This window comes from Geodermatophilus sp. SYSU D00684 (assembly GCF_054050455.1).
The window spans coordinates 37,091-62,787 of record NZ_JBJGZI010000005.1 but is presented as its reverse complement, the minus strand read 5'-3'; the positions used below and the strand labels follow the sequence as shown (position 1 = coordinate 62,787).

Here is a 25,697-nt window from a genome sequence, read left to right as displayed (position 1 = left end):
TCGGTCCCCCCGGGCCGACCTGACCCGCGGCAGAACGTACCCCCTCCGTGGCCTCGCCACACGCGGTGTCCACAGAGCCGTTCCCGCCCGTTCACGCCGCCGTCCCCGGCCGGTGCTGACGGATACTCCGGGCATGTCGTTCGACCAGGCGGTGCTCGAGGCCATCGACCGGCACCGCACCGGCTGGGCGGACGCGGCCACCCGCGGGCTCATGGACGCCGGGCAGCCCGCCGCGACCTACGCCCTCGCCGCCCTCGCCGCGCTGGTGTTCGCGGCCGTCTTCCGGGCCTGGCGGGCCGTGGCCGCGGCGATGGTCTCCTCGGCGGCGGCCACCGCGCTGGCGGAGTGGCTCAAGGAGGTCATCGGCCGGTCCCGCCCGCCCGCCGAGCTCGCCCTCGTGCCCGCCGACGGCACCGCGTTCCCCTCCTCGATCGCCGCGCTCACCGCCGGGGCCGCCGTCCCGCTGGTGCTGTGGGGGCTGCGACGGCGGGACCTGGTGGGCCGCCTGGTCGTCGCCGTCCTGACCGCGGGGACGGCGGCGGTCGGCGTGAGCATGGTCTACCTCGGCGCCCACTGGGTCACCGACGTCCTCGCCGGCTGGGCGCTGGGCGCGGCCGTCGGCGTCCTCGTGACCCGCGCCCTCGACCGGCTCCTGCGCCGCCGCACCGCCCCCGCGCGCTGACCGCCGGCCCGGTCACCGGCCGGGCACGGTCAGCGACGGCACGACGGGCGGAGGGCCGGGATGGAACGGTGCGGACTCCGCAGTCCGCTTTCCGCGCACGAGACCTCCCCGGCGGCCTGCGCGACCAATACGCTGCGCCCGCCACCCCGGCTCCCAGCGCCGTGCGGGCCGGCAGGGGAAACGAGACGTGAGCGAAGCAGGGAGGCCGTGTGACCTTCGGCGACAGGTCGGTCTACGACGTCTACGGCGCCGGCGGTCACGCCCAGGTCGTCATCGACGTGCTCCGGGCCAGGGGCATCCGGGTCCGGCAGGTGTTCAACGACTCCCCTGCGAACCAGCACCCGGCCAGCCGCAACGTCCTCCCCGGCATCCGCATCGTCGGGCCGGACGCGTTCCCGCGCCTCGACGTCCCGCTCGTCCTGGCCGTCGGCATCAACGGCGAGCGCGCCGAGCTCGCCCAGGTCCTCGACGCCCGGTTCGGCCAGGCGATCCACCCGACGGCGATCGTGGCGCCCTCGGCCTCCATCGGCGAGGGCACCGTGGTCCTCGCCGGCGCGATGGTGCAGCCCAACGCCCGGATCGGCCGGCACGTGCTGATCAACACCGGCGCCAGCGTCGACCACGACTGCGTCATCGGCGACTACGCGCACATCAGCCCGCAGGCGGCGCTGAGCGGGCACGTCACCGTCGGCGAGGGCACGCACATCGGCGTCGGCGCCGTCGTCATCCCCAAGGTCACCATCGGCCGCTGGTGCAAGATCGGCGCCGGCACGGTGGTCCTCCACGACATCCCCGACCACACCACCGCCGTGGGCAACCCGGCGCGCATCCTCCCGGACCGGAGCGGGGAGGTGCCGCCGGACCCGGTCTTCGTCAGCTCCGGTGGCCGGCAGCAGGCGGGACTCCCGGTCCGATGACACAGAGCACCCTCGAGCGGCCGGGACGACCCCAGGACGACGGGCCGGAGGCGGCCTACGACCTGGCGTTCGTGGGCGCCGGCGCCTCGACCTCCTACGTCCTCATCGCGCTGCTGACCTCGCTGGCCGAGGACCCACCGGCGCGGCCGCTCCGCATCGCCGTGGTGGAGCGCGCGCCGGACCCCTTCCCCGGCGTCCCCTACGGCAGCCGCGCCGCCCGGACCTCGCTGCTCATCACGTCGCTGCGGGACTTCCTGCCCGACGCCGAGCGGCGGCTGTTCTCCGACTGGCTCGCCGTGAACAAGGACTGGGCCTTCGACGAGTTCCTGGCGGCGGAGGGGCCGGTCTCGTCCCGGTGGTGGTCGCGGCACCGGGACGCGGTGGCGCGCGACGACTTCGACGACCTGTTCCTGCCGCGCTACGTCTTCGGCCTCCACCTGTCCCAGCGGGTCCGCGCGGCGGTCGCCGCGGCCACCGCCGCGGGCGTGGCGACGACGACGGAGCTCCAGGACGACGTCGTCTCCCTGCGCACGGACGGCACCGGCTACGCGATCGACTGCCGGGAGCGCACGCTGAAGGCCACGCACGTCGTGCTGGCGACCGGGTCGTCCCCGGTGGCACCCCGGCTGGCGGTGGACGGCGACGAGCCCGAGGCGGTGCTGGTCGACGACCCCTTCGACGGGATGACCGAGGCCCGGGACCGCATCGCGGCCGCACTCCGCCGGCTGGACGCGGCCGGCGACCCGCCGCACGTCGTCGTGCTCGGCGGCAACGCGAGCACGATGGACATGCTGTACCAGGTCAACGACCTCGCCGTCGCCGCCGAGAAGAGCGTGCGCTTCACGGTGCTGACGCCGGGCGGCAGGCTGCCGGACCGGATCAGCCCGCCCCGGCCCGACGCGGACTACCGACCCGAGCTCCTGCACGCCCTGCGCGACGAGGACCTCATCCGGGCGGTCGACGTCTACGAGGCCGCCATCGGGGACCTCGTGCGCGGCAAGGACGCCGGCTTCTCGGTGGGCGAGACGCTCAAGCCGATCTCCGACGGGGTCATGGCGGTCCTGAAGCGGCTGTCGGCCGAGGAGACGCTCGAGTTCGCCGGGCACTGGGGGGTCGAGCTCGGCCGGCACCAGCGCCGGGCCGGCTGGGAGTACTACGAGGTCCTCGACGAGCTGACGGCGGACGGCCGGCTGGAGACGGTGGCCGGCAGCTTCACGGGCGTCAGCGCCGCCGACGGTCGCGGCGTGCGGGTGCACCTCCTCCGCGACGGCGTCCCGGCGGAGCTCGACCGGCCGGCCGACGTGGTCGTCAACTGCGCCGGGCCGGTCCGCCGCCTCCAGGACACGAGCCCCTCGCTCGTCGCCGACCTGATCAGCAGCGGCGTGGTCGAATCCACCCGCTACGGCGGGGGGATCGCGGTCGGCCCGACGCTCGAGGCGGCCCCGGGCCTCTACGTCATGGGGCCGCTGCTGGCGGGCAACGTGGTCAACGGCTCCCCGGTGTGGCACATGGAGCACTGCGGCCGGATCAGCTCCTTCGGCACCGCGCTGGGCCGCAGCCTCGCCGCCACGCTCGCCGCGGCACCCGCGTCCTCCGCGCAGTGACGGAACGGGCCGGGCCCCCGGTGGGGGCCCGGCCCGGTGCCGGTGGCGGGGAGGTCAGGCCGCGTCGGCCCGCTCGCCGGTGAACAGGTGCATGGTCGGGGCGTCGGTCGCGGAGATGCCCTGCCGGCGCAGCACCGTCCGCAGCGTCGCGAGCAGCACCCGGGCGTCCATGCGGGGACCGAGGCCGTCGACGTACTCGATGTCGGCGGCGAACTTGTCCTCCCAGCTCAGCAGGTTCCGCCCGCGCACCTGCGCGAGCCCGGTGACGCCGGGCCGGACCTCGTGCCGCCGCGCCTGGTCGGGCGTGTAGCGGTCCAGGTACTCCATGAGCAGCGGGCGCGGGCCCACGAGGCTCATGTCGCCGCGGAACACGTTCCACAGCGTGGGCAGCTCGTCGAGGCTGGTGCTGCGCAGCCACGTGCCGAAGGGCGTGAGCCGGTCGCCGTCGGTGGCCACCGAGTCGTCCGGGCCGAACGTGCGCATCGTCCGGAACTTCACCAGCTCGAACGGCCGGCCGTCGCGGCCGGGCCGCTGCTGCCGGAACAGCACCGGGGAGCCGAGGTCCCGCCGCACCGCGACGGCCACCGCGGCCATCACCGGCGCGCTGACCAGCAGTCCGACCCCGGAGACGACGACGTCGACCGCCCGCTTGACCGGCAGGTAGAGCCGCCGCCTCACCGCCGCGCCTCCAGGAACCCGGCGACCACCTCGAGCACGGCGTCGACCTGGTCGGGGGTCAGCGCCGAGCCGCTGGGCAGGGTGAGCCCGGTCGCGAACAGCCGGTCGGCGGAGCCGTCGAGGTGGCTGCGGGCGCCGGCGAACACCGGCTGGCGGTGCATCGGCTTCCACAGCGGCCGGGACTCGATGTCCGCGAGGTCCAGCGCCTCCCGCAGGTCGTCGACCGACCAGCCGGCCTCGGCGGGGTCGACCAGCAGCGCGGTGAGCCAGCAGTTGTCGACCTCGTCGCCCGCCCGCTGGAAGACCTGCACCCCGGGGACGCCGTCGACCAGAGCGGCGTAGTGCTCCCGCAGGGCGCGGCGCCGGCCGATCATCTCGTCCAGCCGCTCGAGCTGGGCCAGGCCGAGGGCCGCCAGCACGTTGCTCAGCCGGTAGTTGTAGCCGACCTCGGTGTGCTCGTAGTGCACCGCCGGCTGGCGGGCCTGGGTGCTCAGGTAGCGGACCCGCCGGGCGGCCTCGGCGTCGTCGGTCAGCAGCATGCCGCCGCCGCTCGTCGTCATGATCTTGTTGCCGTTGAACGACAGCGCGGCGACGACGCCGAACGAGCCGGCCGGGCGGCCGCGCCAGCTCGACCCCAGCGCCTCGGCCGCGTCGGACACGACCGGGACGCCGTACCGCGCGCAGACCTCCTCGAGCGCCGGGTAGTCGGCGCAGCGGCCCAGCAGGTCGACCGGGACGACGGCGGCGACCGCCGTCCCCTCCGCCCGCAGCGCCGCCAGCGCCTCGTCGAGCAGCGCGGGGGAGAGGGCGCCGGACTCCGGGTCGCAGTCGACGAACACCGGCTCGGCACCGGTGTAGACGACGGCGTTCGCGGTCGCCGCGAAGGTCATCGTCGGGACGACGACGGCGCGGCCGGGGCGGGCGCCGAGCTCGAGCAGCGCCAGGTGCAGCGCGGCCGTGCCCGAGGACAGGGCCACGGCGTGCTCCCGGCCGCACCGCTCGGCGATGCGCTGCTCGAAGGCGTCGACCATGGGCCCCAGCGGGGCGATCCAGCCGGATGCGATGGCCTCGGCGACCAGCTCCTGCTCGCGGCCGCCCACGTCGGGCGAGGAGAGCAGGATCCGGCCCCGCCGGCGGACGGGCGCGGCCGTCACAGCGGCACCACGCGGGTGGAGCCGCCGTCGCGGGCCGGGAGCTCGGCCACCCGGTTGCGGATCGCCGCGCTCCGGGCGGTGGGGGCCGGGTAGCTCGTCCCCAGCCGCTCGAGCTCGTCGGCCTGCAGGGCCGGCACCGGCACGTGGCTGATCATCGGGTGGAACGGGCGGCTGTCCTGCTCGCCGGAGCCGAACAGCTCCTCGTGCAGCTTCTCGCCCGGCCGCAGCCCGGTCACCCGGATCTCGATCGGCCGTCCCTCCAGGCTGATCAGGTGCGCCGCGACGTCGCCGATGCGCACCGGCGTGCCCATGTCGAGCACGAGGGCCTCCCCGCCCCGGCCGATCGCGCCGGCCTGGATGACCAGCTGGACCGCCTCGGGGATCGTCATGAAGTAGCGGGTCACCTCGGGGTCGGTGATGGTGACCGGGCCGCCGCGGGCGATCTGTGCGGCGAAGGTCTCCAGCACCGAGCCGCGGCTGCCGAGCACGTTGCCGAACCGGACCGACAGGTAGCGGCCGGGGTTGCCCCGGGCGTAGGCCGCGGTCAGCTGCTCGGCCATCCGCTTGGTGTGCCCGAGGACGTTGACCGGGTTGGCGGCCTTGTCGGTGGAGACGTTGATGAAGTGGGTGACGCCGACCTCGGTGGCGGCGGCCAGAACGTTGCGCGTGCCCAGCACGTTGGTCTTCCAGCCCTCGTCCGCGTACTGCTCGAGCATGTTGACGTGCTTGAGCGCGGCGGCGTGGAAGACCACCTCCGGGCGCCGCTCGGCGAACAGCCGGCGCAGGGCCTCGCCGTCGCGGATGTCGGCGAGCACCGCCTGCGGCTCGTGCAGCTTGGCCTCGCCGAACATCGTCAGCTGGAGCGCGTGCAGGGCGGACTCGTCGCGGTCGAGCATCATCAGCTCGCCGGGGCCGAACCGCTGGATCTGCCGGCACAGCTCCGAGCCGATCGACCCGCCGGCGCCGGTCACCAGCACCCGCTTGCCGCGCAGGTAGTCGGCGATCTCGGCGACGTCGGTGTCGATCTGCCGGCGGCCGAGCAGGTCGGCGACGTCGATGTCCCGGACGTCGCGGATGCCGACCCGGCGGTTGAAGTACTCCGCCATCCGCGGCAGCACCTTGACCGCGAGCCCGGCGTCGGTGGCCCGCTGCGAGAGGTCGCGGACCAGGGCCGACCCGGCCGAGGGCAGGGCGAGGACGACGACCTCGGCGCCGGTGGACGCCGCGGCGTCGGCCAGGCGCTCCCGGTTGCCCATCATCCGCACGCCGCGGATGCGCAGGTGCCGCTTGGCCGGGTCGTCGTCGAGCAGTCCGACCGGCAGGTAGGGGCTGTCGGGGTCGCCGAGCATCGAGCGGACCAGCTGCTCGCCGGCGATCCCGGCGCCGAAGACCAGCGTCCGCTGGCCGGTCCGCGGGCGGACGGCGCCCTCGCGCTGGCTGCGGATCGCCAGGCGGAAGGCGGCCATGATCACGAAGGACAGGACGGCGGCGATCGGCGGCACGCTCAGCGGCAGCAGCCGCGGGGTCCCCACGGCGGCGACGACGGCGAGCACGGTGAGGGCGGTGAGCCCCACCGCGATCGCCAGGCTCTTGAGCTCGTCGACGCTGCCCACCGCGTAGCGGCCCTGGTGCAGCCGCAGCGCGGTCGAGGCCACGGGGAACACCAGGATCGCCAGGGCCATGGACACGACCAGGCCCTTGATGCCGATCAGGTGCAGCGCCCCCTCGTAGCGCGCCGTGACGGCCAGCACGAGGCCCGCCAGCAGCGAGACCACGTCACCGCCGAGCATCGCGAAGCGGATCAGGCGCCACCGCAGGCCGGGGTCCTTCCCGGTCATGTCAGCCTCTCTCTCGCGGGCAGGGGACGACGCCGGCCGGCCGGTCGGGTCGGAGGGGGAACGGTCACTGCTGGTGCGGGGGGAGCGGGGAGCCGGCCGGCGACCCCTGCAGCGCGGCGGGGTGGGTCCGCCGGCGGTGCCGGTCGGCGGGGTAGCTCGTCGACCCCGCCGTCGCCACGGCCGCGCCGCGGGGGACGCGGTTGAGGACGACCCCGAGCGACGGGACGCGGACCCGCGCCACGGCGGCCGCGGCCTCGGCCAGGTGCTCGCGCCTGGTCCGCCCGTAGCGGGCGACGAGGAGGCAGACGTCGGCGCGGGCGCTGAGCACCGCGCCGTCGACGACCGGCAGCAGCGGCGGGGCGTCCACGACCACGACGTCCTGGCTGTCGCGCAGCCCCGCCAGGAGGGCGGCCATCGCGGGGGAGCCCAGCAGCGCCTCGGGGTCGGCCGGCAGGGCGCCGGCGCCGAGCACCCGCAGCGGGCCCTCGTCCCAGCTCTGGGTGACGTCGCGGACCTGGGCCGCGCCGCTCAGCACCTCGGTGAGGCCGGGGCCGTCGGGGAGGCCCAGCCGGCGGCGGACCCGCGGCTGCCGCAGGTCGGCGTCGACCAGCGTCACCCGCTCGCCCGCGCGGGCCAGGGAGACGGCCAGGTCGACGGCGACCGTCGTCGCGCCCTCGCCGGGGACGGCGCCGGCGACCACGACGACCTGCGGGCCGCGCTCGCCGCCGCGCAGGTGCCGCAGGTTCACCCGCAGGGCGCGGAAGGACTCGGCGGTGGGGGACTGGGCGCCCGCGCCGGCCGGTAGGGGCGCCTTGCCCAGCTTGCGGTCGTCGAAGACCCGGCCGACGACGGGGGAGCCGGTGGACTGCTCGACGTCGTCGACCTCGCGGACGCTGCGGTCGAGGTACCCGCGCAGGAGCGCCAGGCCGATGCCGAGCACCAGGCCGATGGCGGCGCCGCGCCACAGGTTGCCGACGACGTCCGGGCCGACCGGGGTCGGGTTGAGGTCGGCGGCCTGGATGGTCGTGATGGTGACCGTCGGCGACGTGGCCCCCGCGGGGGTCTCCAGCTCGGTCACCCGCTGGGTGAACTGCTGCGCCAGCGAGGTGGCGATCTGCTGGGCCCGCTCGGGGGACGTGTCGGTGACCCGGACGTCGAGGACGACGGTCTCCGGCAGCGGGGTGACGGTCACCTTCGCCGCGACCTCGCGGGCGGTCAGCGGCAGGCCGGTCTCGTCGACCACGCGCTGCGCGAGCTCCCGCGACGTCAGGACCTGGGCGTAGGAGGCGACCCGCTGCTGGGAGAACAGGTTGCCCTCGTACGCGTCGGCCGAGGCGGTCGAGCCCGCCGTCCCGACGAACAGCTGCGTCGAGGAGGTGTAGGTCCGCACCGCCGTCCAGCTCAGCACGCCGGCCACGACCACACCGAGCAACAGCCCGGCGACGACGTACCGACGATGACGCCGGAGGAGCTCGATCAGGTCGTTCCGTCTCACCCGTCCACCACTCGGCTGGGGGAACCCTCTGGGCCGGGGCTCCACACGTCGCCCGGCCGTCCCTCGGGGATGGCCGGGCGCACGGAACGTAGTGCCGCCACACGGAGCGCAGGGGCCTCTGGTGTACGGGGAACGCCGGTATCCGTAACTCCGGGGCGCACGGCGGCTCGTCGTCATCCCGGGTGATCGGCGCGTGTACGGACCGTGGCGCCCGTGGCGGTCCGTTCGGAGACGTGCGTCACAGGTCCCCGAGGCCGGGGCGGCGGCGGGTCGAGCCGAGGAGCACGTGGCCCCGGCGCGTCATCCCGATGGAGTGATGACGCACGGTGACCGGCCATCCGGCGTCCCGGACGTCTAGCCTCCGCTCGTGGACACCGAGTCGGGGGAGCGCGCGTGACCGTGGCGGACGTCGATCGGCCTGCGCCTGCCCCGACCTCCGAGGGGACCGTGCGCGTGGTCCCCGAGGCCGAGTGGGACCGCGTGGTCGCCGGCCTCGGCGGGCTGGACACCTACACCAGTGCCGCCTACTCGCGGGCGTCGGCGCTGCTCGAGGTCCCCGGGACCCGGCCGGTGCTGCTGCACGTGCGCTCCGCCGATGGCGACGTCGCCCTCCCGCTGCTGCTGCGCCCGCTGCCCGACGGCCGGGGCTGGGACGCCATCAGCGCCTACGGCTACGGCGGCCCGGTGGCCCGCTCCGCCGCCGCGGCGGCCTCCCTCGGCCCCGCCCTGGACGCGTGGGCGCGGGCCAACGGCGTCGTGACGACGTTCCTGCGCCTGCACCCGCTGCTCGGCAACGCCGCCCTGGTGCCGGCCTCGGCCGAGCTGGTGCCCGCCGGCTCCACCGTGGCCTGGGACGTCTCGCCCGGCCGCGACCTGCTCGCGGGCATGCACCCTCACCACCGGCGGGCGGCGCGCCGGGCCGACCGCGAGGGCCTCGCGGTCACCGTCGACCCGGCCCCGGCCGACCTCGGCGCCTTCCGCGACCTCTACTACACGACGATGGAGCGGCAGCAGGCCGACCCGTTCTTCTTCTTCCCGGACGCCTACTGGACGGCGCTGGTGGACGAGGCCGCGACGCTGCGCCCGCTGCTGGTCGAGGGCCGGCTGGAGGGCCGGCTGGTGGCCGCGCTGCTGTGCTTCCCGCACGGCTCGTGGCTGCACTACCACCTCGGCGCCTCCGCCGACGTCGCCCGCGGCATCGGCGCCTCGAACCGGCTGTTCCTGGCCGCGGCCGAGTGGGCGCAGGCGCAGGGCATGTCGCGGCTGCACCTCGGCGGCGGTCTGGGCGGGTCGGCGTCCTCGCCGCTGTTCGTCTTCAAGCACCGCTACGACCCGGAGAGCGAGCCGCTGCCCTTCCACGTCGCCAAGCTCGTGCACGACCCGGTGCGCTACCGCGACCTCGCCGGCACCGACGACACGGCCGGGTTCTTCCCGCCCTGGCGCCGCCCCGCCTGACCGCGGGTCAGGCCGGCGGCGGCGCCGCGGTCGTCCGGGCGGGCCGGCCCAGCACGTCGAGCAGCGCGTCGGCGAGGCCGTCGGCGGCGGTGGCCGCGTCGAGGGTGCCGCGCACGTCCGGGACGCTGCGCACCGCGCCGGTGCCCGCGTCCCCGGCCAGCAGCCGGGCCAGTGCCTCGACGTCGTCGTCGGGCGCGAGCCGGACCAGCGGGGCGTCGCGCAGGCCCTTGACGTCGAAGCCGTAGCACCAGCGCCCGACCGCGGCCGCCTCCAGGGCGACCCGGGGCAGCCCCTCCCACGTGGCGGTGTGCAGCAGCGCGGCGGTCCCGGCCAGCGCCTCGGTCACCGGGCCGCGGCCCTCGGCGGTGACGACGCCCTCCAGGCCCCGGGCGGTGACCTCGGCGCGCACCGCGTCGTGCAGCGGGCCGTCGCCGAGCATGCGCAGCCGCACCGGCACGCCGAGCTCGACCAGCCGCGCGACGACGGCGACCGCCAGATGCGGGCGCTTGCGCGGGGTCATGTCGCCGGCCCACAGCAGGTCGAGGGTGTCCGACGCCGGGACCGGCGAGGCGGGCCACCGCTCGAGGGGGACGCCGACGCCGGTGGCCAGCCGGTGCACCCTCCGGGCGCCGTGCCTCTCGAACCAGGCCTGGTCGTCGCGGTTGATCGTGACCACCCCGGCGGTGCGCGGCAGCAGCACCCGCTCGACCGCCTTCCACGGCAGCGCCCGGGCGTCGTCGCGGCCCCAGTGCAGGCCGTGGCAGAAGTAGACGACCGGCGCCCGCAGCCCGGCGACCCGCACCAGCGCCGACGCCGTCGCGGTGTTGGTGACGACCACGTCGTGGCGCTCGGCGGCGGACCACTCCCGGACCGCGCGCAGCGCGGTGCGGACCCCGCGGGAGGGGCGCTGGGTGAAGCCGTCCAGGGGCGTCCAGCCGGGCAGCGACGACGTCGTCCCGCTGGCCGCGGTGACCGCGAAGCCGAGCTGGGTGAGCCGGTCGACGATCGGGGGGAAGAAGGCGTCCAGGGTGCGGCCCACGCTCGTCAGCAGCCCGACCCGGATGGGCTCGCCCACTCCGACCTCCTGTGCGTCGTCGCCCGTGCCGTCGGACCGGTGGGTGGTCATCGCGCCGCGCCGGCGCCGGCGGTGGCCGGCGTGCGGGGAGCCGGGGTGGATGGCGCCTTCTCGGGCCGGAGCACCCACGTCACCAGCAGGAAGCCCACCACGGCCGGCACCAGGACGTCGATGTCGAGCAGCCGCATGTGGATCGGCGTCGCCGTCAGCACGGCGGCCATGACGCTCATCGCCCAGATCGACGCGGGGTGGCCGGGGCGCGGCCAGCTGCCGAGCAGGTGGACGACCAGGCCGGTGGCCAGGAAGACGATGACGACCCCCGCCAGGCCGAAGTCGAAGTACGCGTCGCCGATCGCGGTGTAGGTGTTGAACGGGATCGGCATGTCCACGTAGTCGGCGAACGGCTGCGGCGTCGGGACGTGGATGCCGAGCAGCTGGATCAGCTTGACCAGGCCGTACACCGAGCGGCCCCACTCGCCGTACGGGCCGGCGTCGCCGGTGGACTGCTCGACCGCAACGGTGAACGCGCTGACCCCGCCGACCTGGTAGAGCAGCGGCTGGACCAGCCAGTCGGGCACCCAGTCGGCCACCGAGAGGCCGGCCGGCAGGGTGGACTTGTCCAGCTGCCGGCCGACGAAGCCGAAGTAGGCCAGTCCTGCGCCGCCGACGAGGGTGACCAGCGCGGCCACCCGCACGCCGGCGGGCACCAGCCGTCGCCGCGCCCGGCGCACCAGGCCCGCCGCCCGCGGCAGCAGGACGAGGAAGAACAGGCTGGTGACGGCCACGGTGAGGGTGGCGGTGCGGGACGGCGACTGCATCGTGGTCGCGATCGCCACCGGGACGAGCAGGAACCACCACCAGCGGTGGCAGAGCCCACCGATCACGCCGAACGCGCCGAGCAGGGGGGCCAGCGCCTGCGCGATGCCGACCGGGGCGCTGATCGTCAGGTCGCCGTAGAGCTCGGCCCAGCGGACCAGCTTCGTGTCGAGCTCACCGAAGGGGACGCCGAGGACGCCCGAGATCGCCTGGCGGTACTGCCAGGCGCCCCAGAGCACCAGCGCCAGCACGACCGCCGTCGCCACGGCCAGCCGGCCGACCCGGACGGTCACGCGCACCGGCGGCGCGGCCGGCGCGGCGTCGTCGGCCGGGGCCCGGACGCGGTCGAGCAGCAGCGGGACGGCGCACATCGCGGACAGGCCCAGGACCAGGGCGACCGCGACCCGCGGACTCGGCTGCACCAGGTCCACCGGCCGGATGACCAGCAGCAGGCCGATGACCAGCCACAGCGCGAGGGTGACGGCCAGCGGGTGGAGCACGCCCCAGCGGCGCCAGCACAGCAGGAACAGCAGCGTGGCGGCGACCAGGACCAGCGCGGCGCTCACGACAGCACCCCCACCGTGCCCGGCCGCAGGGCCTCCCGCGCCGAGAGCCGCAGGCCGCGCCAGCGCACCCGCCACCCCTCCGGCTGCCGGGTGAGGGTGCGGGCGGCCACCTCGGTGACGGCCACCAGCAGCGCGGCGAGGGCAGCCGGGCGGCCACCGCGCTTGGCGAAGTACCGGATGCGGGAGACCCGGAAGACGCAGTAGGACACGGCCGCCACGGTGCGCGAGCTGCCGCCGCCGGCGTGCCGGCCGAAGGGACGGGTGTCCAGCAGCACCCGCCCGTGCTCGCGGGCGCGGTCGCAGATGTCGACGTCCTCGAAGTAGAGCTCGAAGCGCTCGTCGAAGCCGCCGAGCAGGTCGAGGAAGGAGCGGGCGGCCATGAGGAAGGCGCCGTCGACCTGGGGGACCGGCACGGTGCCCGAGTCCGGCTCGAGCGTCATCAGGGAGGAGCCGGCGCCGAGCACCGCGCGCCGCACCTCGGTCCCGAGCGTCTCGCCGCGGCGGGCGTTGCCGATGGCGTCGCCGGCCTCGCCGGTCAGCCCGCCGCCCAGGACGAGCCGGTCGTCGGCCGCGCAGGCCGCGACCAGCTCGGCGAGGCCGCGCTCCAGGAGCACGTCGGGGTTGAGGAAGGTGACCACGGGGTCGGCGGTCGCGTGCATGCCCAGGTTGCAGGCCCGGGCGAAGCCGACGTTGGCGCCGGGGTCGAGGTAGCGGACCCGCCCGTCGGCGCGGCCGACGACCCGCGCGGTCGCCTCGTCGCTGCTGTTGTCCACGACCACCACGTCCCCCACGGCGGGGTCGCGCAGCAGGGCGGGCAGCCCGCGCTCGAGGTAGCCCGCCGAGCGGTAGGCCACCACCACGACCGACGTCCGGGTCACCGGTCCTCCTCCCCGGCGACCGGCCGCAGGGCCGACCGCAGGCTGGTGCGCAGGTACAGCGCCGTCGCGAGGTACGCGACGGTCGAGACGACGGCGGTGCCGGTGGTGCCGCCGAGCCAGGTCCCCGGCACGTAGCCCGCGGCGAGGACCAGCGCCAGCACGCCGAAGGTGGCCACCGCCGACTGCCGGCCGAGGGCCTGCAGGGCGCTCAGCGCGATCCGGGAGTAGCCGGCGACGACGGCGCCGGGGAGCACGATGAGCACCAGCGGCACCAGGCCCTCGTAGGCCGACAGCGGGCCGAGGGAGAGCACGACGGCGGCCCCGGCGATGCCGACGACGGCGAGACCGGCCACCGCCGCGTTCAGCCGGACCGTCCGGTGCAGCTGCCCCTCCCAGCGGGCGGCGTCCATGCGGGCCCGGCTGGAGAAGACCGACAGCGCGAAGGCCTCCGGCACGATCAGCGCGAGCTCGGTCAGCGACAGCGCGATGCCGTAGATGCCGGCCGCGGTGGGGCCGAGCAGCAGGCCGACCACCAGCACGTCGGCCCGCAGCATGACCATCTGGCCGATGCTGCCGACGTTGTTGGCGGTGGCCGAGCGCAGGAACCGGCGCCAGGTCCAGGGACTCCCGCCGCCGGGGGACAGCCGCTCGGGGTGCCCGCGCAGGTGGCGGGCCAGCTGGGTCGCGGCGACGCCGAGGCTCACCAGCACCGACAGCGCCCAGGCGGCGAAGACCAGCATCGGCGACCGGCTGGTGGCCAGCACCACGCCGGCCCCGGCCAGGTACAGCAGGCTCTGCACCACGATGGTCACCTGGTAGCCGCGGTTGCGGCCCAGGCCCTGCAGCACCCGGTTGGCGAACAGCTGGGCGACGACGAGCGCGCCGCCGGCCAGCGCCCAGCCGGTGGTGACGACGTCGGAGTGCGCCGTCCCCGTGCGCTGGGCCTCGCCCACCAGGACGAGCGCGAGGCCGGTGACGGCCAGGCCCACCGAGAAGCCGCCGACCAGCCGGATGCCGTGGCGGAGGGTGCTGCGGTCGCCGTCGCGCAGGGCGGCGACCACCGGGACGTGCAGGCTGCCGTAGGCCAGCGCGCCGGACAGCGTCGCGCCGGTCATGAGGTAGGTCAGGACGCCGCGGCGCTCGGGGCCGAGCAGCGCGGCCGAGACCAGGGTGAGGGCGAAGGTGGCCCCGAGCGGGACGACCTGCGCGACGAACAGGTCGAGGAAGCCGCCGGCCCGCAGGGTGCCGAGCGCGCCGCGCAGCGCGGAGGCGGGCCGGGCCGGTGCGGGCGCGGGACCGGCCGGTGCGGGGGTGCCGGCCACCGCCGTCGAGGACGGCAGCTCCTCGGTCACGAGCGCTCCGGGGAGACCGCCGGCAGAGGGCCCACCCGGCGGACCGTCCCGACCTCGCGGGGGACCTCCGGCGTCGCGGTCGAGGTGACGGTGCGGTCGGCGGCGTAGGGGATCCGCAGCCGCTGCGTGCGGGCGGCCCGGCGCGGCACGCCGGTCAGGACGACGCCGAGCAGGCCGGCGGGCGTCCCGGCCAGCGTCTCCGCCGCCTCGGCCAGCGCGTCGCGGGGGGTGACGCCGAACCGGGCGGCCAGCACGAACCCGTCCGCCACCTCGCCGAGGGCCAGGACGTCGGGGACCGGCGACAGCGGGGCGGCGTCGACGACCACGACGTCGGCCCGCTCGCGCAGCCGGGCGACGAGCGCGGCGGTGCCGTCGGCCGCATCGGCGGTGCTCGGGTCCAGCGGGGTCGAGCCCGCGGTGAGGACGCTCAGCGCGCCGTCGCCCCAGGGCTGCAGCGCCGCGTCGAGGTCGGCGGTGCCGGCGAGGACCTCGGTCAGGCCGGCGGCGCCGGGCAGCGCCAGGGTGCGGGCGAGGTCCGGGGCCTGCCGGTCGGCCTCGACGAGGACGACGCGGCTGCCGCCCTGGGTCAGCGTCAGGGCCAGCCGGGCGGCCAGCTCCGAACGGCCCTCGCCGGCCAGCACCCCGGTGACGACGACCACCCGGGGCGGGGTGTCCCCGTGCCCGAGCAGGAGGTGGGCGCGCACGGTGCGCAGGGCCGCCGCGTCGGGGGCGGCGGGGTCGAGGGTCGGGCGGAGCGAGCCCCAGGCCGGCTGGGGGTCCTCGACCAGGGCGGCGACGGGGCGCGCGCCGGTGGCGGTGCGGACGTCACCGGCGCCGTCGACCGTCCGCCGGACGCGGGTGGGCACCAGCGCCAGCAGCAGGCCGAGCAGCAGGCCCAGGCCGCCGCCGAGCGCGAGGTCGCGGGCCGGGTCGGGGCTGATCGGGTCCGGTTCGAAGGTGGCCCGCTCGATCGTCTCCGCGCGCACCGCGGTCTCGACGACGCCGGGCGGCCGCTCGATGGCGCTCACCTGCTCGGTGAACTCGGCGGCCACCGCGCGGGCCAGTTCCTGCGCGCGGGCGGCGCTGCTGTCGGTGACCGTCACCTCGAGGACCACCGTCTCCTCGACGGGCGTCACGTGGATGCGGGAGGCGACGTCGGCCGGCGTCTCGTCGCGCCCGAGGTCCTCGACGACGCCGCGCGCCAGCCGGTCGCTGCGCAGCAGCTCGACATAGGACTCCAGGCGCTGCATCGCGAACAGCTCCGCGGCGTGCGCCTGCGGGAGGTCGCGGACCTCGGTCGCGCTGACGAACAGCGCCGTGGTCGAGGTGTAGACCGGGACCGTCCGCCAGAGGACCACCCCCGCGACCGCCAGGCCGACGACGAGGCCCACCACGGGCAGCCACCACCGGGCGCGCAGCACCCGTCGCGCGTCTGCCAGATCCACAGTGCCCCCGCTCGACGACGGAATCGACCTCCTGGCCAGCGTCGGCCACCGGCCTCCGGGCGCCGATGCGGTCCCGGAGCGGCCACACGGTAACTGTGGGACGGAGTTCGGATAACCCTTTCGATCCCCGTTCGTGCAGCACTTTCGGATGACGGGACGGAGCGGTCCCGCACGCCGTCCGGTTGAGTTGCAGCCCTCGGTGGTGAGGGCGGCACGGGGAGTGATGGCGCGCTCGGGGAGGATGGGTGTCCGTGTCCCCGAGTTCCGTGGCGGGCGCGACTCGCAACAACGGGGGCGGATGCTCGGCGAAGCTGCCCCACCATGCGGAAGAGGACCCTCGTGCTGGCCGGCGTGCTCGTGCTCGCCGTCGTCGGGGTGGTCCGTCTGTTCGTCCTGCCCTCCACCGCCGAGGTCGAGCGCGCCGACGCCGTCGTGCTGCTGGCCGGTGACCCGGAGACCCGCGTCCCGCTCGCCGTCGAGCTGGCCGAGGAGGGCGCGGGCGTCCTCGTGGTCTCCGCGGCCGGCGGGGAGGTCAACGCCCCCGCGCGCGAGCTGTGCCGGGACGACGGCGACCTCGTCGTCCACTGCTTCGCCCCGGAGGCGGACGGCGACGGCACCCGCGCGGAGGCCCGCGCCATCGGCGCGCTCGCCGAGCGCGAGGGGTGGACCCGCATCGCGGTGGTGACGAGCACCTACCACGTCGAGCGGGCGGGCCTGCTCGTCCGCCGCTGCACCGACGCCGAGGTCGTGATGGTCGCGGCGCGGCCGGTGATCTCGCTGGCCCGCTGGGCCGTCTCGATCGGCCACGAGGTGGGCGGCATGGTGGCCGCCCTGACCGATGACGACTGCTGAAGCCGGACGTCCCCAGGAGGGATGCATGAGGAAGACCGTCGGCGCGCCCCGCTGGGTGGCGGCGCTGCTCTCGCTCGCCGTGGCGGGAGGCGTGGCCGCGTGCGCGGAGCCGGGGACGGCCGCCGAACCGAGCGGCGCCCTCGTCGTCGTCGTCGGGGCCCGGGCCAACTCGGCGGCGCCCGAGCTCACCGGGACGGCGTCCGCCGCCCGGGACGTCGCCGTGGCGCAGCAGTCGCAGTTCTCGGTCGTGGTGGCCGACGGCGCCCCCGTCCAGGTCGGGGGGACGGTGACGCTCACGGCCGACGCCGCCGACGCCGCCGCGCGGGACGAGCAGTACGCCGCCAACCGGCAGCAGGTCGACGACGCCGTCGCCGCGGCGCGGGCCCGGACCCCGGAGAGCGACCTGCTCGCGGCGATGGACCTCGGCGTGCAGACCGTCCCGGACGCGACCGGGCTGCGCACGCTGGTCGTCGTCGACTCCGGGCTGTCCACGGCCGGGCCGCTCGACTTCACCCGGCCCGGGATGCTCGACGCCGACCCGCGGGAGGTCGCCGACACCCTCGCCGACTTCAGCCAGCTGCCCGACCTGCGCGGGTGGTCGGTCGTCTTCCAGGGACTCGGGGACACCGCGGCCCCGCAGGAGCCGCTCGACGACGTCCGCCGCACGCAGCTGGCCGCGATCTGGCAGGCGGTGGCCGAGCGCGCCGGCGCCGTCGTCGTCCAGCGCGGCGACTCCGCCCTCACCGGGACCCCGGAGCCGGGCCTGCCCGCCGTGCGGCCGGTGGGGATCGACCCGGGCATCCGCTGCACGCCGGACGTCGTCACGCTCACCGGCGGCCCCCTGGGCTTCCACCCCGGCGAGTTCACCCTGCTCGACGAGCGGGCCGCCGCCGAGCTGCTGCGCCCCTACGCCGAGCAGCTCATCGCCCGGCCCGGGCTGATCGCCGAGGTGTTCGGGACCCATCCCGCCGTCGGCGAGCCCGACGTGGACCGCAAGGTCAGCGAGGACCGGGCGCAGGAGGTCGCCTTCGTCCTCATCGACCTCGGGGTGCCCATCCCCCAGCTGCACGTCCTCGGCCTGGGCAGCGACTTCGACGGCTACGTGCCCGACCGCGACGAGACCGGCCACCTGGTCCCGTCGGCCGCGGCGCTCAACCGGACGGTCCGCCTGGAGTTCACCGAGCCGGTGCAGTGTGTCTGACGTGACCCCTGCCCCCGGGCCGCTCCCGCGGATCGCCGTCGGCGCCTCCTACGGGCCCGCGGGCGCGAGCAGCCGCGTCCGGGTGCTCGAGTGGCTGCGGTTCCTCGGTCTCGAGGCCGACCCGGTCCTGGACTACCTGGGGACGCCCGACGTCCGTCCCGGGACGCTGCTGCGCCGGCCGCTGGAGGTGCTGCACGCCGAGCGGCGGCTGCGGCGGCTGGGCCGCGGCCCCGGCTGGGACCGGCTGGTGGTCTCCCGCTCCCTCGGCCCGTTCACCCGCGGCCGGGTGGAGGCCGACCTGCTCCGGCGCTCCGGCTGGGGCGTCTACGACTTCGACGACGCCCTGTTCGCCGACGACCGCGGCGGGGTGCACCGCTTCTTCGGCGAGGCCTCCGGCTGGTCGACGGCGGTGCGGGCGGCGGACCTCGTCGTCGCCGGCAACGACCTCCTCGCCGACGCCGCCGCGCGGCTGAACCCCGAGGTGCGGGTCGTCCCGAGCTGCGTGCACCCCGACGACTACCCGCGCAAGACCGACTACGCCGTCGGCGAGGTGCCGCGGCTGGTGTGGACGGGCTCGCCGTCGACCGAGCCCTACCTGGCCGACGTCGCCCCGGCGCTGCTCGAGGTGCACCGGCGCACCGGGGCGCGGCTGACGGTCGTGAGCGCGGGCGAGCGGCCGCTGGGGGACCTGGAGCCCATGACCGACCGCGTCGCCTGGGCCGGCCGGGAGACCGACGCCCTGCTCGCCACCGCCGACGCCGGGATCATGCCGCTGCCCGACACCCCGTTCACCCGCGGCAAGTGCGCCTACAAGCTGCTGCAGTACGGCGCCGCGGGGCTGCCGTCCGTGGCGACGCCGGTGGGGGTCAACGCGCGGGTGCTCGAGCAGTTCGGCGCACCGGCGGCGACCGGCACCGACGAGTGGGTGGACGCGCTGCTGACCCTGCTGCAGGAGCCGGAGGCCGCGCGCCGGGAGCGGGGTGCGACCGCCCGGCGGGCGGTCGAGGAGCACTACAGCTACGCCGCGTGGCGCGGCGCCTTCCTCGACGCGCTGCGGCTGCCGGACGGGGAGGGCGCGGCCGTGCCTGTACCGTCCGCCGGCGGGACGGGCGGGGGGAGCTGAGCCCGGAACCCGGGGGTGCACGAGGTCGTTCGGCAGTACCGACGGTCCGGGGCGGGTTCCCGGCGCCGGAGGACGACCGACGACGGGACGGGGCGATGTCGCAGGCGGCGCAGCCGCAGGGGCCACGGGGGCGGCCGCGCCGCGCCCTCGTCCGTACCGTGCTGGCGGTCGGCGCCGCGGTCCTGGTGGGCGCCGGCCTGCTCGTGGCGACCGCCGGGGACGGAGAGGAGCGCCCGCCGCCGCCCGCCGCCACGGCGCCGACGTCCGCGCCGCCCGTCGGCGCGCCCGGCACGGGGGCGCCCCGGCCGCCGGGCGCCGTCGACGTCCGCGACTTCGGCGTCACCGGCGACGGCGTGACGGACGACGCGCCGGCCCTCCGGCGTGTGCTCGACGCGGCGACAGCGGTGCACGTGCCCGCCGGCACCTATCTGCTGGGCTCCTACGTGACCCCGCGCAACGACGTGATCGACGCGGACTTCGTCTTCCACCTGCGGGACGGGCAGAGCATCACCGCCGACCCCGGCGCCGTGTTCGTGATGGCCGACGGCGTCGTCGGGGCCTCCGACGCGGAGTGGGGCGGCAACGTCTTCCTCGGCGACTCGGTCAGTGACGTGACCATCGCCGGGCTGACCCTCGACCTCAACGGCCCGCGCAACCTGGTGCCGCCCGGGCGGACCATCACCGGCTACGGCCTCTACCTCTACGGCGCCCAGCGGGTCACCCTCGACGGCGTCACCATGCGGGACACCCCGGGGCAGAACTACGTCGTCGCGCAGGGCGGGGGCAGCGGCATCGCGGTGCACGACTCGTCCTTCCTCAACGGCGGGACGTCGATCCCGGGCAACCGCGAGCAGGTGGACTTCTCGGCGCTGTACTTCGTCGCCTCCGACGTGGTCGTCGAGCGGGTCCTCGTCGACCACGACCAGCAGCCGTTCGACTTCAGCGGCGGCGTGGAGCTGCACGGCCCGCGGAGCACGGTGACCGACAGCTCGATCAGCGACAGCTGGCCGGCGGTCTACATCGGCCCCGACGACGCCTCGGACCTGCAGCTGCAGGACGCGATCACCGTCTCGGGCAACCGCTTCCTCGACTGCGGCCGCGGCGTGGTGTTCAACGCGCTGGGGACCGGGGACATCCACGACGTCGACATCGTCGACAACCAGTTCCGGATGGCCCCCTTCGCCGCGTTCGGCGGCGAGCCCGTGCGCGCGGTCGACCAGGACATGCCGCCGGACGGCAACTGGACCTACCACCACCTGATCACCGGCCTGACCGTCCGCGGCAACACCGTCGACGGCAACGGCGCGTGGACCGACGCGGTCGTCCGGCTGTCCCAGGTGCACAGCGCGCAGGTCACCGGCAACCGGCTGGACGGCGTCGTCGGCTCCGCGCTGGTCCTCTACAGCTCCCCGTGGGACACCACCGACGTCGAGTTCTCCGACAACGCCGTCACCTGGCAGCCCAGCCGCGGTGCGCCGCTCATGGCCCTGTCCTTCGACGGCAGCTCCACGTCCCCGCCGCGGGCCGCGTTCGCCGCCCGCGGGATCACCGTGGCGGGCAACCGCGTGGTCGTGACCGAGGGCGGGGAGGGCTCGTGCGCGGTGCACGCCGAGTGGCCCGACGCGGCCCGGGTCTCCGACGTCGAGGTGCGGGGCAACGAGTTCGAGGGGGTCGACGAGGCGGTGTGCGGGCCCCGCGCCGACGAGCTCACCGTCGGTCGCTGAGCGGCGACTCCCGGTCGGGCGACACCCTGTCGAGGGACAGAGTGTGACCACCCCTGTGCCGGGTGTAAGGTCCGCCTCCACGACGTGACCGTGTCCTCACTCCGAGCGACGCGGGCCGGTCGCCCCTCGACGAAGGAGGACGCGTGACGGTGCTGATGGTGGCCGCGCTCGTGTGGCCGGCGGTCCTGCTCCTGCTCGGCCTGGGCCTCGGCCGTCTGCTGCGCCGCGCCGACGCCTCCGAGGGCGCCCGCGCGGCGGTCGCCCGGCGCGAGAAGGCCGAGGGCGTCGTGTCGGCGCTGCGGCGCCGGCCGGTGGCCGCCGTCCCCGCGCCCCGCGACGAGGCGTCGCTGGCCTCCTGAGGCCGGCCCGGGCGGCTCAGCCCGCCTCGGCGAGGACCTCGGCCTCCTGGGTCAGCCGGTAGACCACCCAGCCGCGACCGCGGGCGTGCGCCGACAGCTCGGGGAACCGGGTGAGCGTCGCCTCGTGCACGGGGTGGACGTAGACGACCCAGGCCGGCTCGGGGTCGTCCTCCCGCGCCGCGCACAGCGACCGCAGCACCAGGTCCAGCGTGGTGGCGCCGAACGGGTTGAACATCGTGAGCACCAGCGGACCGGCCGGCAGCGGTGCGGTCGCGGCGTCGCCACGGACGACGCTCACCTCCCGGGCCGCCCCGCGCGGGGCACGCCGCCGCCACCGGCGCAGGTTGTCCGCCGCCTCGGCGACCAGGCGCTCGTCCAGCTCGACGCCGACCACGCGGCCGAAGCCGGCCTCCGCCGCCAGCAGCACCGCCCGGCCGCGCCCGGCGCCCAGGTCGACCACGCTGGCCCGCCGCCGGTCGACCGGCACCGCGGCCAGCGCCTCGCGCAGCGGGCGCAGCCCGGTCGGCTGGTAGAAGACCGGGTCGCCGCCCACGGACCGGGCCGCCACGTGCGCCTCGTTGCGCGCGAAGCCCCGGGTGCGGACGCCCCGCCGGAGGTCGAAGGCCAGCTCCCGGGCCAGGGCCAGCGGGATGACGGCCAGCTCCCCGCCCAGGCGCCGGAGCTCGGCGGCCAGCCCGGCGGTCCCGGCCCTCCTCCGGGCGGCGGTGAGGCGGCGTCCGGCCTGCGCGGCCTTCCAGAGGGCAGTGGAGAGCATCGGCCCGTCCTCGGGGTCGGTGTCATCGGCGGGGGAACCGCGAGGAGCGAACCCGGGACGGTCCCCGTCGTCAACCTCCTGCCGCGCGCCGGTCGTCTCCCTCCGGCGTGGCGCCCGCGCGTCGCGGCGGGCGGCGGGCCAGGTGGTTGTCCCGGGCACCCGGACAGGGGACCATGTCAGCGACGTCCGCCTGGGGGCTCGCCCGCCGGCCCCGACACCCCCTGAGGGGGCTCATGACCACGTCGCTCGTGATCGGGGTCCTCTGGCTCGCCGGGACCGCGCTGCTCGCGGTCCTCGTCGCCCGGGCCATCCGTGCGGCCGACCGGCGCGAGGAGCGCCGCACGCTCGAGACGCGGGCCGCCACGCCCGCCCGCGGGCACCGCGACGGCCGGACCGTCCCGGGGCCGCTCGCCCCCTTCGACCCCGGCGGGGTCGCCCCGCCGTACGGCTCCGACGACCGGCTCCCGTCCTGGGACGCCGACCGGCCCGACGACGACGTGCGCTGACCGCGCGCGCCGTCAGGCGACCGGCCGGGTCCCGGCGCCGAGCAGTGACCGCCAGAGGATCCGCAGGTCCAGCCACGGCGTCCACTCGCGGGCGTAGCGCTCGCTGAGGTCGGTCTCGTCCTCGTCGGCGCGGCCGAGGGCCCGCAGGCCCACCAGGCCGGGCTTGAGCCGTCCGCGGACGACGGCGTCCGGACGCGGACCGGTCGCGGGGCGCGGGCCGACCAGGGACATCTCCCCGCGGAGCACGTTGACCAGCTGCAGCAGGTCGGCGAGGTTGGTCCACCGCAGGACGGCGCCGACGCGGCTCCTGCCCGCGTGGGTCCAGGCCGGGGTGCGGAGGCGCAGCAGGGTGAACGGGCGCCCGCCCTGGCCGACGCGCCGGTCGCGCACGAGCACCGGGCCGTCCTCGGTGCTCCAGACCAGCAGCGCGACCAGGGCGATCCAGGGCGCGGTGCAGGCGAGCAGCAGCGTGGCGAGCAGCCGGTCGAGGACGGCCTTGGCCAGCGGGGACGGTCCCGGGGACCGCAGGCCGCCCGGCCGTCCGGGGAGGGCCATGGACATCACGGCCTCCCGGGGAGGTGGTGGGTGCAGGGCGAGGGCGGCGCCGGGCACGGCCCGCCGAGGGGGTGGGCCGGCAGGGTCCGGCCGCGCGGGGTGGTGCGCATGGGGATCAGTCCTCGGGGCGCGGCACGACGGCCGCGGGAGACGGGGTCCGGACGGGGCGGGCAGGCGGGCAGGCGTCCGCCGGGGCCGCTCAGTCGGGACGGGTGCCCGGCCCCTCCGCGACGGTGTCGACGTCGCCGGCCGCCCCGCTCGGGGCGGCACCGCGGACGACCTGCTCATCGGCAGGCGAGCCGCCGGGCAGGACCGCGGACGGGCAGTCGCCGCCGCGGGAGCGCTCGTCGGAGCCGGACGCCGAGGTGCCGCACCCGCCCGACCCCAGACTGGTGGGGGACGGCGGCGGGAACGGTGCCGGCGGCACGGGCGGCGGCGGGAGCGGCGGCACGGGTGCGCCGGAGGACGGGACGACCGTGTCCGGCGCGGTGGCCCGGAGCTCGGCCGGCGGTGGGGGCGCGTCCGCCGCCGGGACCGGGGAGCGCACCGAGTGCGTGCCCGGGAGCCCGTAGGGCGTGTGCCCGCCGGCGCCGGTGGCCGACCCGGACGCGGCGGTGCCGCAGGTCTCGACGGCGTCGCGCTGCGGTGGGTCCGCAGCCGCGAGCGCCGTCCCCGTGGCGTCGGCCTGGGTCTCCGCGTGGGCCTGGGGTTCCGCCTCGGCCTCGGTCGTGTCCGCGTCCTCGGCCGTGTCCGGCGTGGTGGCGTCGGCCGGCTCGGCGGTCGGCGCCGTCTCCGCAGCCGTGCCGGACGAGGCCGGGGTCGAGGGGGCCGGGGCCGACGGGGCGGTCGCGGGCTGGGCCGTGGCGCACGTCGTCGCGGTGGTGGGGGTCGCGGTGGTGGGGGTCGCGGTGGTGGGGGTCGCGGTGGTGGGGGTGGTCGTCGCAGGCGCGGTGGCGTCCGTGGTGCCCGGGACGGGGGCCGGCGCGGGCGCCGGGACCGCGCACGCGTCCGGCGTCGTGGTGGTCGTGGCCGGCGCCGGGGGCGCCGGGGGCGTGCTCGTCGCTGGGGGCACCGGGGCAGGGGCCACCGGCGCGGGCGCGGAGGGCGCCGGCGCGACGGTGCCGGGGCTGCCGGCCGTCGACCCGTCCGTGGGCGGGGACCAGGTGTCCCCGTCCGGCATCCCGGTGGCCGGCGGCACGTACTCCGGCTCCTCGGGCACGGGGGGCACGTACTCCGGCTCCGCGGGCGCCGGGGGCACGTACTCCGGCTCCGCGGGTGCCGGGGGCACGTACTCCGGCTCCTCGGACGTCGGCGGCACGTACGCCGGCTCCTCGGGCGCCGGGGCCGCGGTCCCGTCGTGATCGTGATCCAGGTCTCCGGGAGGCGCCGCCTCCGGCTCGGGGACCGGCTCCCCGGGGTCGGAGGCCGCGTCGGCCGTGGGGGCGTCGGGAGCGGGGGGCTCGTCCGCCCGGGCGTCGGGGGCGAGCGCCGTCAGGACCACCCAGGCGGCCACGGCGAGCGCGCAGGCGAGGGCGAAGCGGACGACGCCGGGCAGCGCACCCCGCCCGAGGGAGAGCCCCGACCGGTGCCCCCCGCCCGGGACGGCACCCTCCGGCCCCCGGCTCGTCACCCGGCGGACGCTCTGCCCTCGCGGGTGCGCCCGTCAAGCCCAACCGCCCCTGCGGTGCCCGCGGTGGCGTGTCCGGTCACAGCAGGTGAGCGGACACGCCAGTTCCGTGCCCGGCGGCGGTCAGTCCAGCAGACCCAGCAGGTAGCGGCCGTACCCGCTCTTGACCAGCGGCTCGGCCAGCGCACGGAACTCGGCGTCGCTCAGCCAGCCCTGACGCCAGGCGACCTCCTCGGGGCAGCCGATCTTCAGGCCCTGCCGGTCCTCGATGACCCGGACGAACTCCGCCGCCTGCATGAGGGTGGTCGTCGTCCCGGTGTCCAGCCACGCCGTCCCGCGCTCGAGGACGGTGACGGTGAGCCGGCCCTCCATCAGGTAGTGGTCGTTCACCGCGGTGATCTCCAGTTCCCCGCGGGCGCTGGGCCGGATGCCCCGAGCGATCTCCACGACGTCGGGGGCGTAGAAGTACAGGCCCGGGACGGCATAGGAGCTCTTCGGCTGGGCCGGCTTCTCCTCGATGGACACCACGCGGCCGTCGGCGTCGAAGTCGACGACGCCGTACTCGGCGGGGTTGGCCACGTGGTAGGCGAAGACGTGACCGCCCTCGGGGGCCGGGCGGCGGGCCAGGTCGGTCCCGAGGCCGCTGCCGTAGAAGATGTTGTCGCCGAGGACGAGGGCCACCGGCTGGTCGCCGATGAAGTCCGCGCCGATGAGGAACGCCTGGGCCAGGCCCTCGGGGCGCGGCTGCTCGGCGTAGCTCAGCTGCATGCCCCACCGGCTGCCGTCGCCGAGCAGGTGCTCGAAGGCCGGCCGGTCCGCGGGGGTGGTGATGACCAGCACCTCGCGGATGCCCGCCATCATCAGCGTGCTGAGCGGGTAGTAGATCATCGGCTTGTCGTAGACCGGCATCAGCTGCTTGCTGACCGCCTGGGTGATGGGCCACAACCGGCTGCCGGTGCCACCGGCCAGGACGATTCCGCGCACGGGGCGCGACCGTAGCGGCTGACCAGCGGTACCGGG

General features: G+C 76.6%; 23 protein-coding genes. 11 read left to right on the top strand and 12 right to left on the bottom strand.

Annotation, left to right across the window (positions count from 1 at the left end; all coding sequences use genetic code 11):
* The first annotated feature begins 133 nt into the window (after positions 1-133).
* The 3 genes from ACI79L_RS04760 (at position 134) to ACI79L_RS04750 (ending at position 3,203) form a co-directional block, all read left to right on the top strand.
* On the top strand, positions 134-682 hold the full coding sequence (locus tag ACI79L_RS04760; protein ID WP_456935666.1) for a phosphatase PAP2 family protein: 549 nt from the start codon (positions 134-136) through the stop codon (positions 680-682).
* A gap of 209 nt (positions 683-891) precedes the next feature.
* Positions 892-1,599, top strand: a complete 708-nt coding sequence (locus ACI79L_RS04755; protein WP_456935665.1) for an acetyltransferase — start codon at positions 892-894, stop codon at positions 1,597-1,599.
* Positions 1,596-3,203, top strand: coding sequence for an FAD/NAD(P)-binding protein (locus tag ACI79L_RS04750; protein WP_456935664.1), 1,608 nt, complete (start codon positions 1,596-1,598; stop codon positions 3,201-3,203). Before ACI79L_RS04755 ends, ACI79L_RS04750 begins: the two co-directional genes overlap by 4 nt.
* Positions 3,204-3,257: 54 nt before the next feature.
* Here the strand turns inward: ACI79L_RS04750 and ACI79L_RS04745 are convergent, their stop codons facing one another.
* The 4 genes from ACI79L_RS04745 to ACI79L_RS04730 form a co-directional block, all read right to left on the bottom strand.
* Positions 3,258-3,881, bottom strand: a complete 624-nt coding sequence (locus tag ACI79L_RS04745; protein ID WP_456935663.1) for a sugar transferase — start codon at positions 3,879-3,881, stop codon at positions 3,258-3,260.
* Positions 3,878-5,035: a DegT/DnrJ/EryC1/StrS family aminotransferase gene (locus ACI79L_RS04740; RefSeq protein ID WP_456935662.1), complete on the bottom strand. Its 1,158-nt coding sequence runs from the start codon at positions 5,033-5,035 to the stop codon at positions 3,878-3,880. Before ACI79L_RS04740 ends, ACI79L_RS04745 begins: the two co-directional genes overlap by 4 nt.
* Complete coding sequence (locus ACI79L_RS04735; RefSeq protein WP_456935661.1) at positions 5,032-6,873, bottom strand: polysaccharide biosynthesis protein; 1,842 nt, start codon at positions 6,871-6,873, stop codon at positions 5,032-5,034. The genes ACI79L_RS04740 and ACI79L_RS04735 overlap by 4 nt, the downstream gene beginning before the upstream one ends.
* 64 nt (positions 6,874-6,937) lie before the next feature.
* Positions 6,938-8,368 (bottom strand): polysaccharide biosynthesis tyrosine autokinase, encoded by a 1,431-nt coding sequence (locus ACI79L_RS04730; protein WP_456935660.1) that lies wholly within the window; start codon positions 8,366-8,368, stop codon positions 6,938-6,940.
* A gap of 453 nt (positions 8,369-8,821) precedes the next feature.
* Between ACI79L_RS04730 and ACI79L_RS04725 the strand changes: the two genes are divergently transcribed.
* Positions 8,822-9,823 carry a GNAT family N-acetyltransferase gene (locus ACI79L_RS04725; protein WP_456935659.1) on the top strand — a complete coding sequence of 334 codons (1,002 nt, stop codon included), beginning with the start codon at positions 8,822-8,824 and terminating at the stop codon, positions 9,821-9,823.
* Between the two features lie 7 nt (positions 9,824-9,830).
* Here the strand turns inward: ACI79L_RS04725 and ACI79L_RS04720 are convergent, their stop codons facing one another.
* Genes ACI79L_RS04720 through ACI79L_RS04700 form a run of 5 tightly spaced genes read right to left on the bottom strand, consistent with a single transcriptional unit; the run spans position 9,831 to position 15,955 of the window.
* On the bottom strand, positions 9,831-10,898 hold the full coding sequence (locus ACI79L_RS04720; protein ID WP_456935658.1) for a glycosyltransferase: 1,068 nt from the start codon (positions 10,896-10,898) through the stop codon (positions 9,831-9,833).
* 47 nt (positions 10,899-10,945) lie between these two features.
* Positions 10,946-12,280, bottom strand: a complete 1,335-nt coding sequence (locus ACI79L_RS04715; protein WP_456935657.1) for an oligosaccharide repeat unit polymerase — start codon at positions 12,278-12,280, stop codon at positions 10,946-10,948.
* Positions 12,277-13,158 carry a glycosyltransferase family 2 protein gene (locus ACI79L_RS04710; protein ID WP_456935656.1) on the bottom strand — a complete coding sequence of 294 codons (882 nt, stop codon included), beginning with the start codon at positions 13,156-13,158 and terminating at the stop codon, positions 12,277-12,279. Before ACI79L_RS04710 ends, ACI79L_RS04715 begins: the two co-directional genes overlap by 4 nt.
* Positions 13,155-14,510: a hypothetical protein gene (locus tag ACI79L_RS04705; RefSeq protein ID WP_456935655.1), complete on the bottom strand. Its 1,356-nt coding sequence runs from the start codon at positions 14,508-14,510 to the stop codon at positions 13,155-13,157. Before ACI79L_RS04705 ends, ACI79L_RS04710 begins: the two co-directional genes overlap by 4 nt.
* Positions 14,507-15,955, bottom strand: a complete 1,449-nt coding sequence (locus ACI79L_RS04700; protein ID WP_456935654.1) for a Wzz/FepE/Etk N-terminal domain-containing protein — start codon at positions 15,953-15,955, stop codon at positions 14,507-14,509. Before ACI79L_RS04700 ends, ACI79L_RS04705 begins: the two co-directional genes overlap by 4 nt.
* Positions 15,956-16,276: 321 nt before the next feature.
* Here ACI79L_RS04700 and ACI79L_RS04695 point away from each other — a divergent pair, with 321 nt between their 5' ends.
* The 5 genes from ACI79L_RS04695 (at position 16,277) to ACI79L_RS04675 (ending at position 21,214) form a co-directional block, all read left to right on the top strand.
* Positions 16,277-16,807, top strand: coding sequence for an ElyC/SanA/YdcF family protein (locus ACI79L_RS04695; RefSeq protein WP_456935653.1), 531 nt, complete (start codon positions 16,277-16,279; stop codon positions 16,805-16,807).
* A gap of 25 nt (positions 16,808-16,832) precedes the next feature.
* Positions 16,833-18,008, top strand: a complete 1,176-nt coding sequence (locus ACI79L_RS04690; RefSeq protein WP_456935652.1) for a hypothetical protein — start codon at positions 16,833-16,835, stop codon at positions 18,006-18,008.
* A 1-nt stretch (position 18,009) separates the two neighbouring features.
* Positions 18,010-19,131, top strand: coding sequence for a glycosyltransferase (locus ACI79L_RS04685; protein ID WP_456935651.1), 1,122 nt, complete (start codon positions 18,010-18,012; stop codon positions 19,129-19,131).
* A gap of 158 nt (positions 19,132-19,289) precedes the next feature.
* Complete coding sequence (locus ACI79L_RS04680; protein WP_456935650.1) at positions 19,290-20,855, top strand: glycosyl hydrolase family 28-related protein; 1,566 nt, start codon at positions 19,290-19,292, stop codon at positions 20,853-20,855.
* Between the two features lie 143 nt (positions 20,856-20,998).
* The gene (locus ACI79L_RS04675) at positions 20,999-21,214 is read left to right on the top strand and encodes a hypothetical protein (RefSeq protein WP_456935649.1); all 216 of its coding nucleotides are present in this window, start codon (positions 20,999-21,001) and stop codon (positions 21,212-21,214) included.
* 16 nt (positions 21,215-21,230) lie between these two features.
* On the opposite strand, the gene ACI79L_RS04670 is transcribed toward ACI79L_RS04675, so the two are convergent.
* On the bottom strand, positions 21,231-21,989 hold the full coding sequence (locus ACI79L_RS04670; RefSeq protein ID WP_456935648.1) for a methyltransferase domain-containing protein: 759 nt from the start codon (positions 21,987-21,989) through the stop codon (positions 21,231-21,233).
* 233 nt (positions 21,990-22,222) lie between these two features.
* On the opposite strand from ACI79L_RS04670, the gene ACI79L_RS04665 reads away from it, so the two are divergent.
* On the top strand, positions 22,223-22,495 hold the full coding sequence (locus tag ACI79L_RS04665) for a hypothetical protein (RefSeq protein WP_456935647.1): 273 nt from the start codon (positions 22,223-22,225) through the stop codon (positions 22,493-22,495).
* Positions 22,496-22,507: 12 nt separating this feature from the next.
* On the opposite strand, the gene ACI79L_RS04660 is transcribed toward ACI79L_RS04665, so the two are convergent.
* A complete protein-coding gene (locus ACI79L_RS04660) occupies positions 22,508-23,050 on the bottom strand; it encodes a sugar transferase (RefSeq protein ID WP_456935646.1) in 543 nt (180 codons plus the stop codon).
* Between the two features lie 728 nt (positions 23,051-23,778).
* Here ACI79L_RS04660 and ACI79L_RS04655 point away from each other — a divergent pair.
* Positions 23,779-24,411: a hypothetical protein gene (locus ACI79L_RS04655; protein WP_456935645.1), complete on the top strand. Its 633-nt coding sequence runs from the start codon at positions 23,779-23,781 to the stop codon at positions 24,409-24,411.
* Positions 24,412-24,800: 389 nt separating this feature from the next.
* Here ACI79L_RS04655 and rfbA read toward each other — a convergent pair whose 3' ends face one another.
* Complete coding sequence (gene rfbA, locus ACI79L_RS04650) at positions 24,801-25,661, bottom strand: glucose-1-phosphate thymidylyltransferase RfbA (protein WP_456935644.1); 861 nt, start codon at positions 25,659-25,661, stop codon at positions 24,801-24,803.
* Positions 25,662-25,697 lie beyond the last annotated feature (36 nt).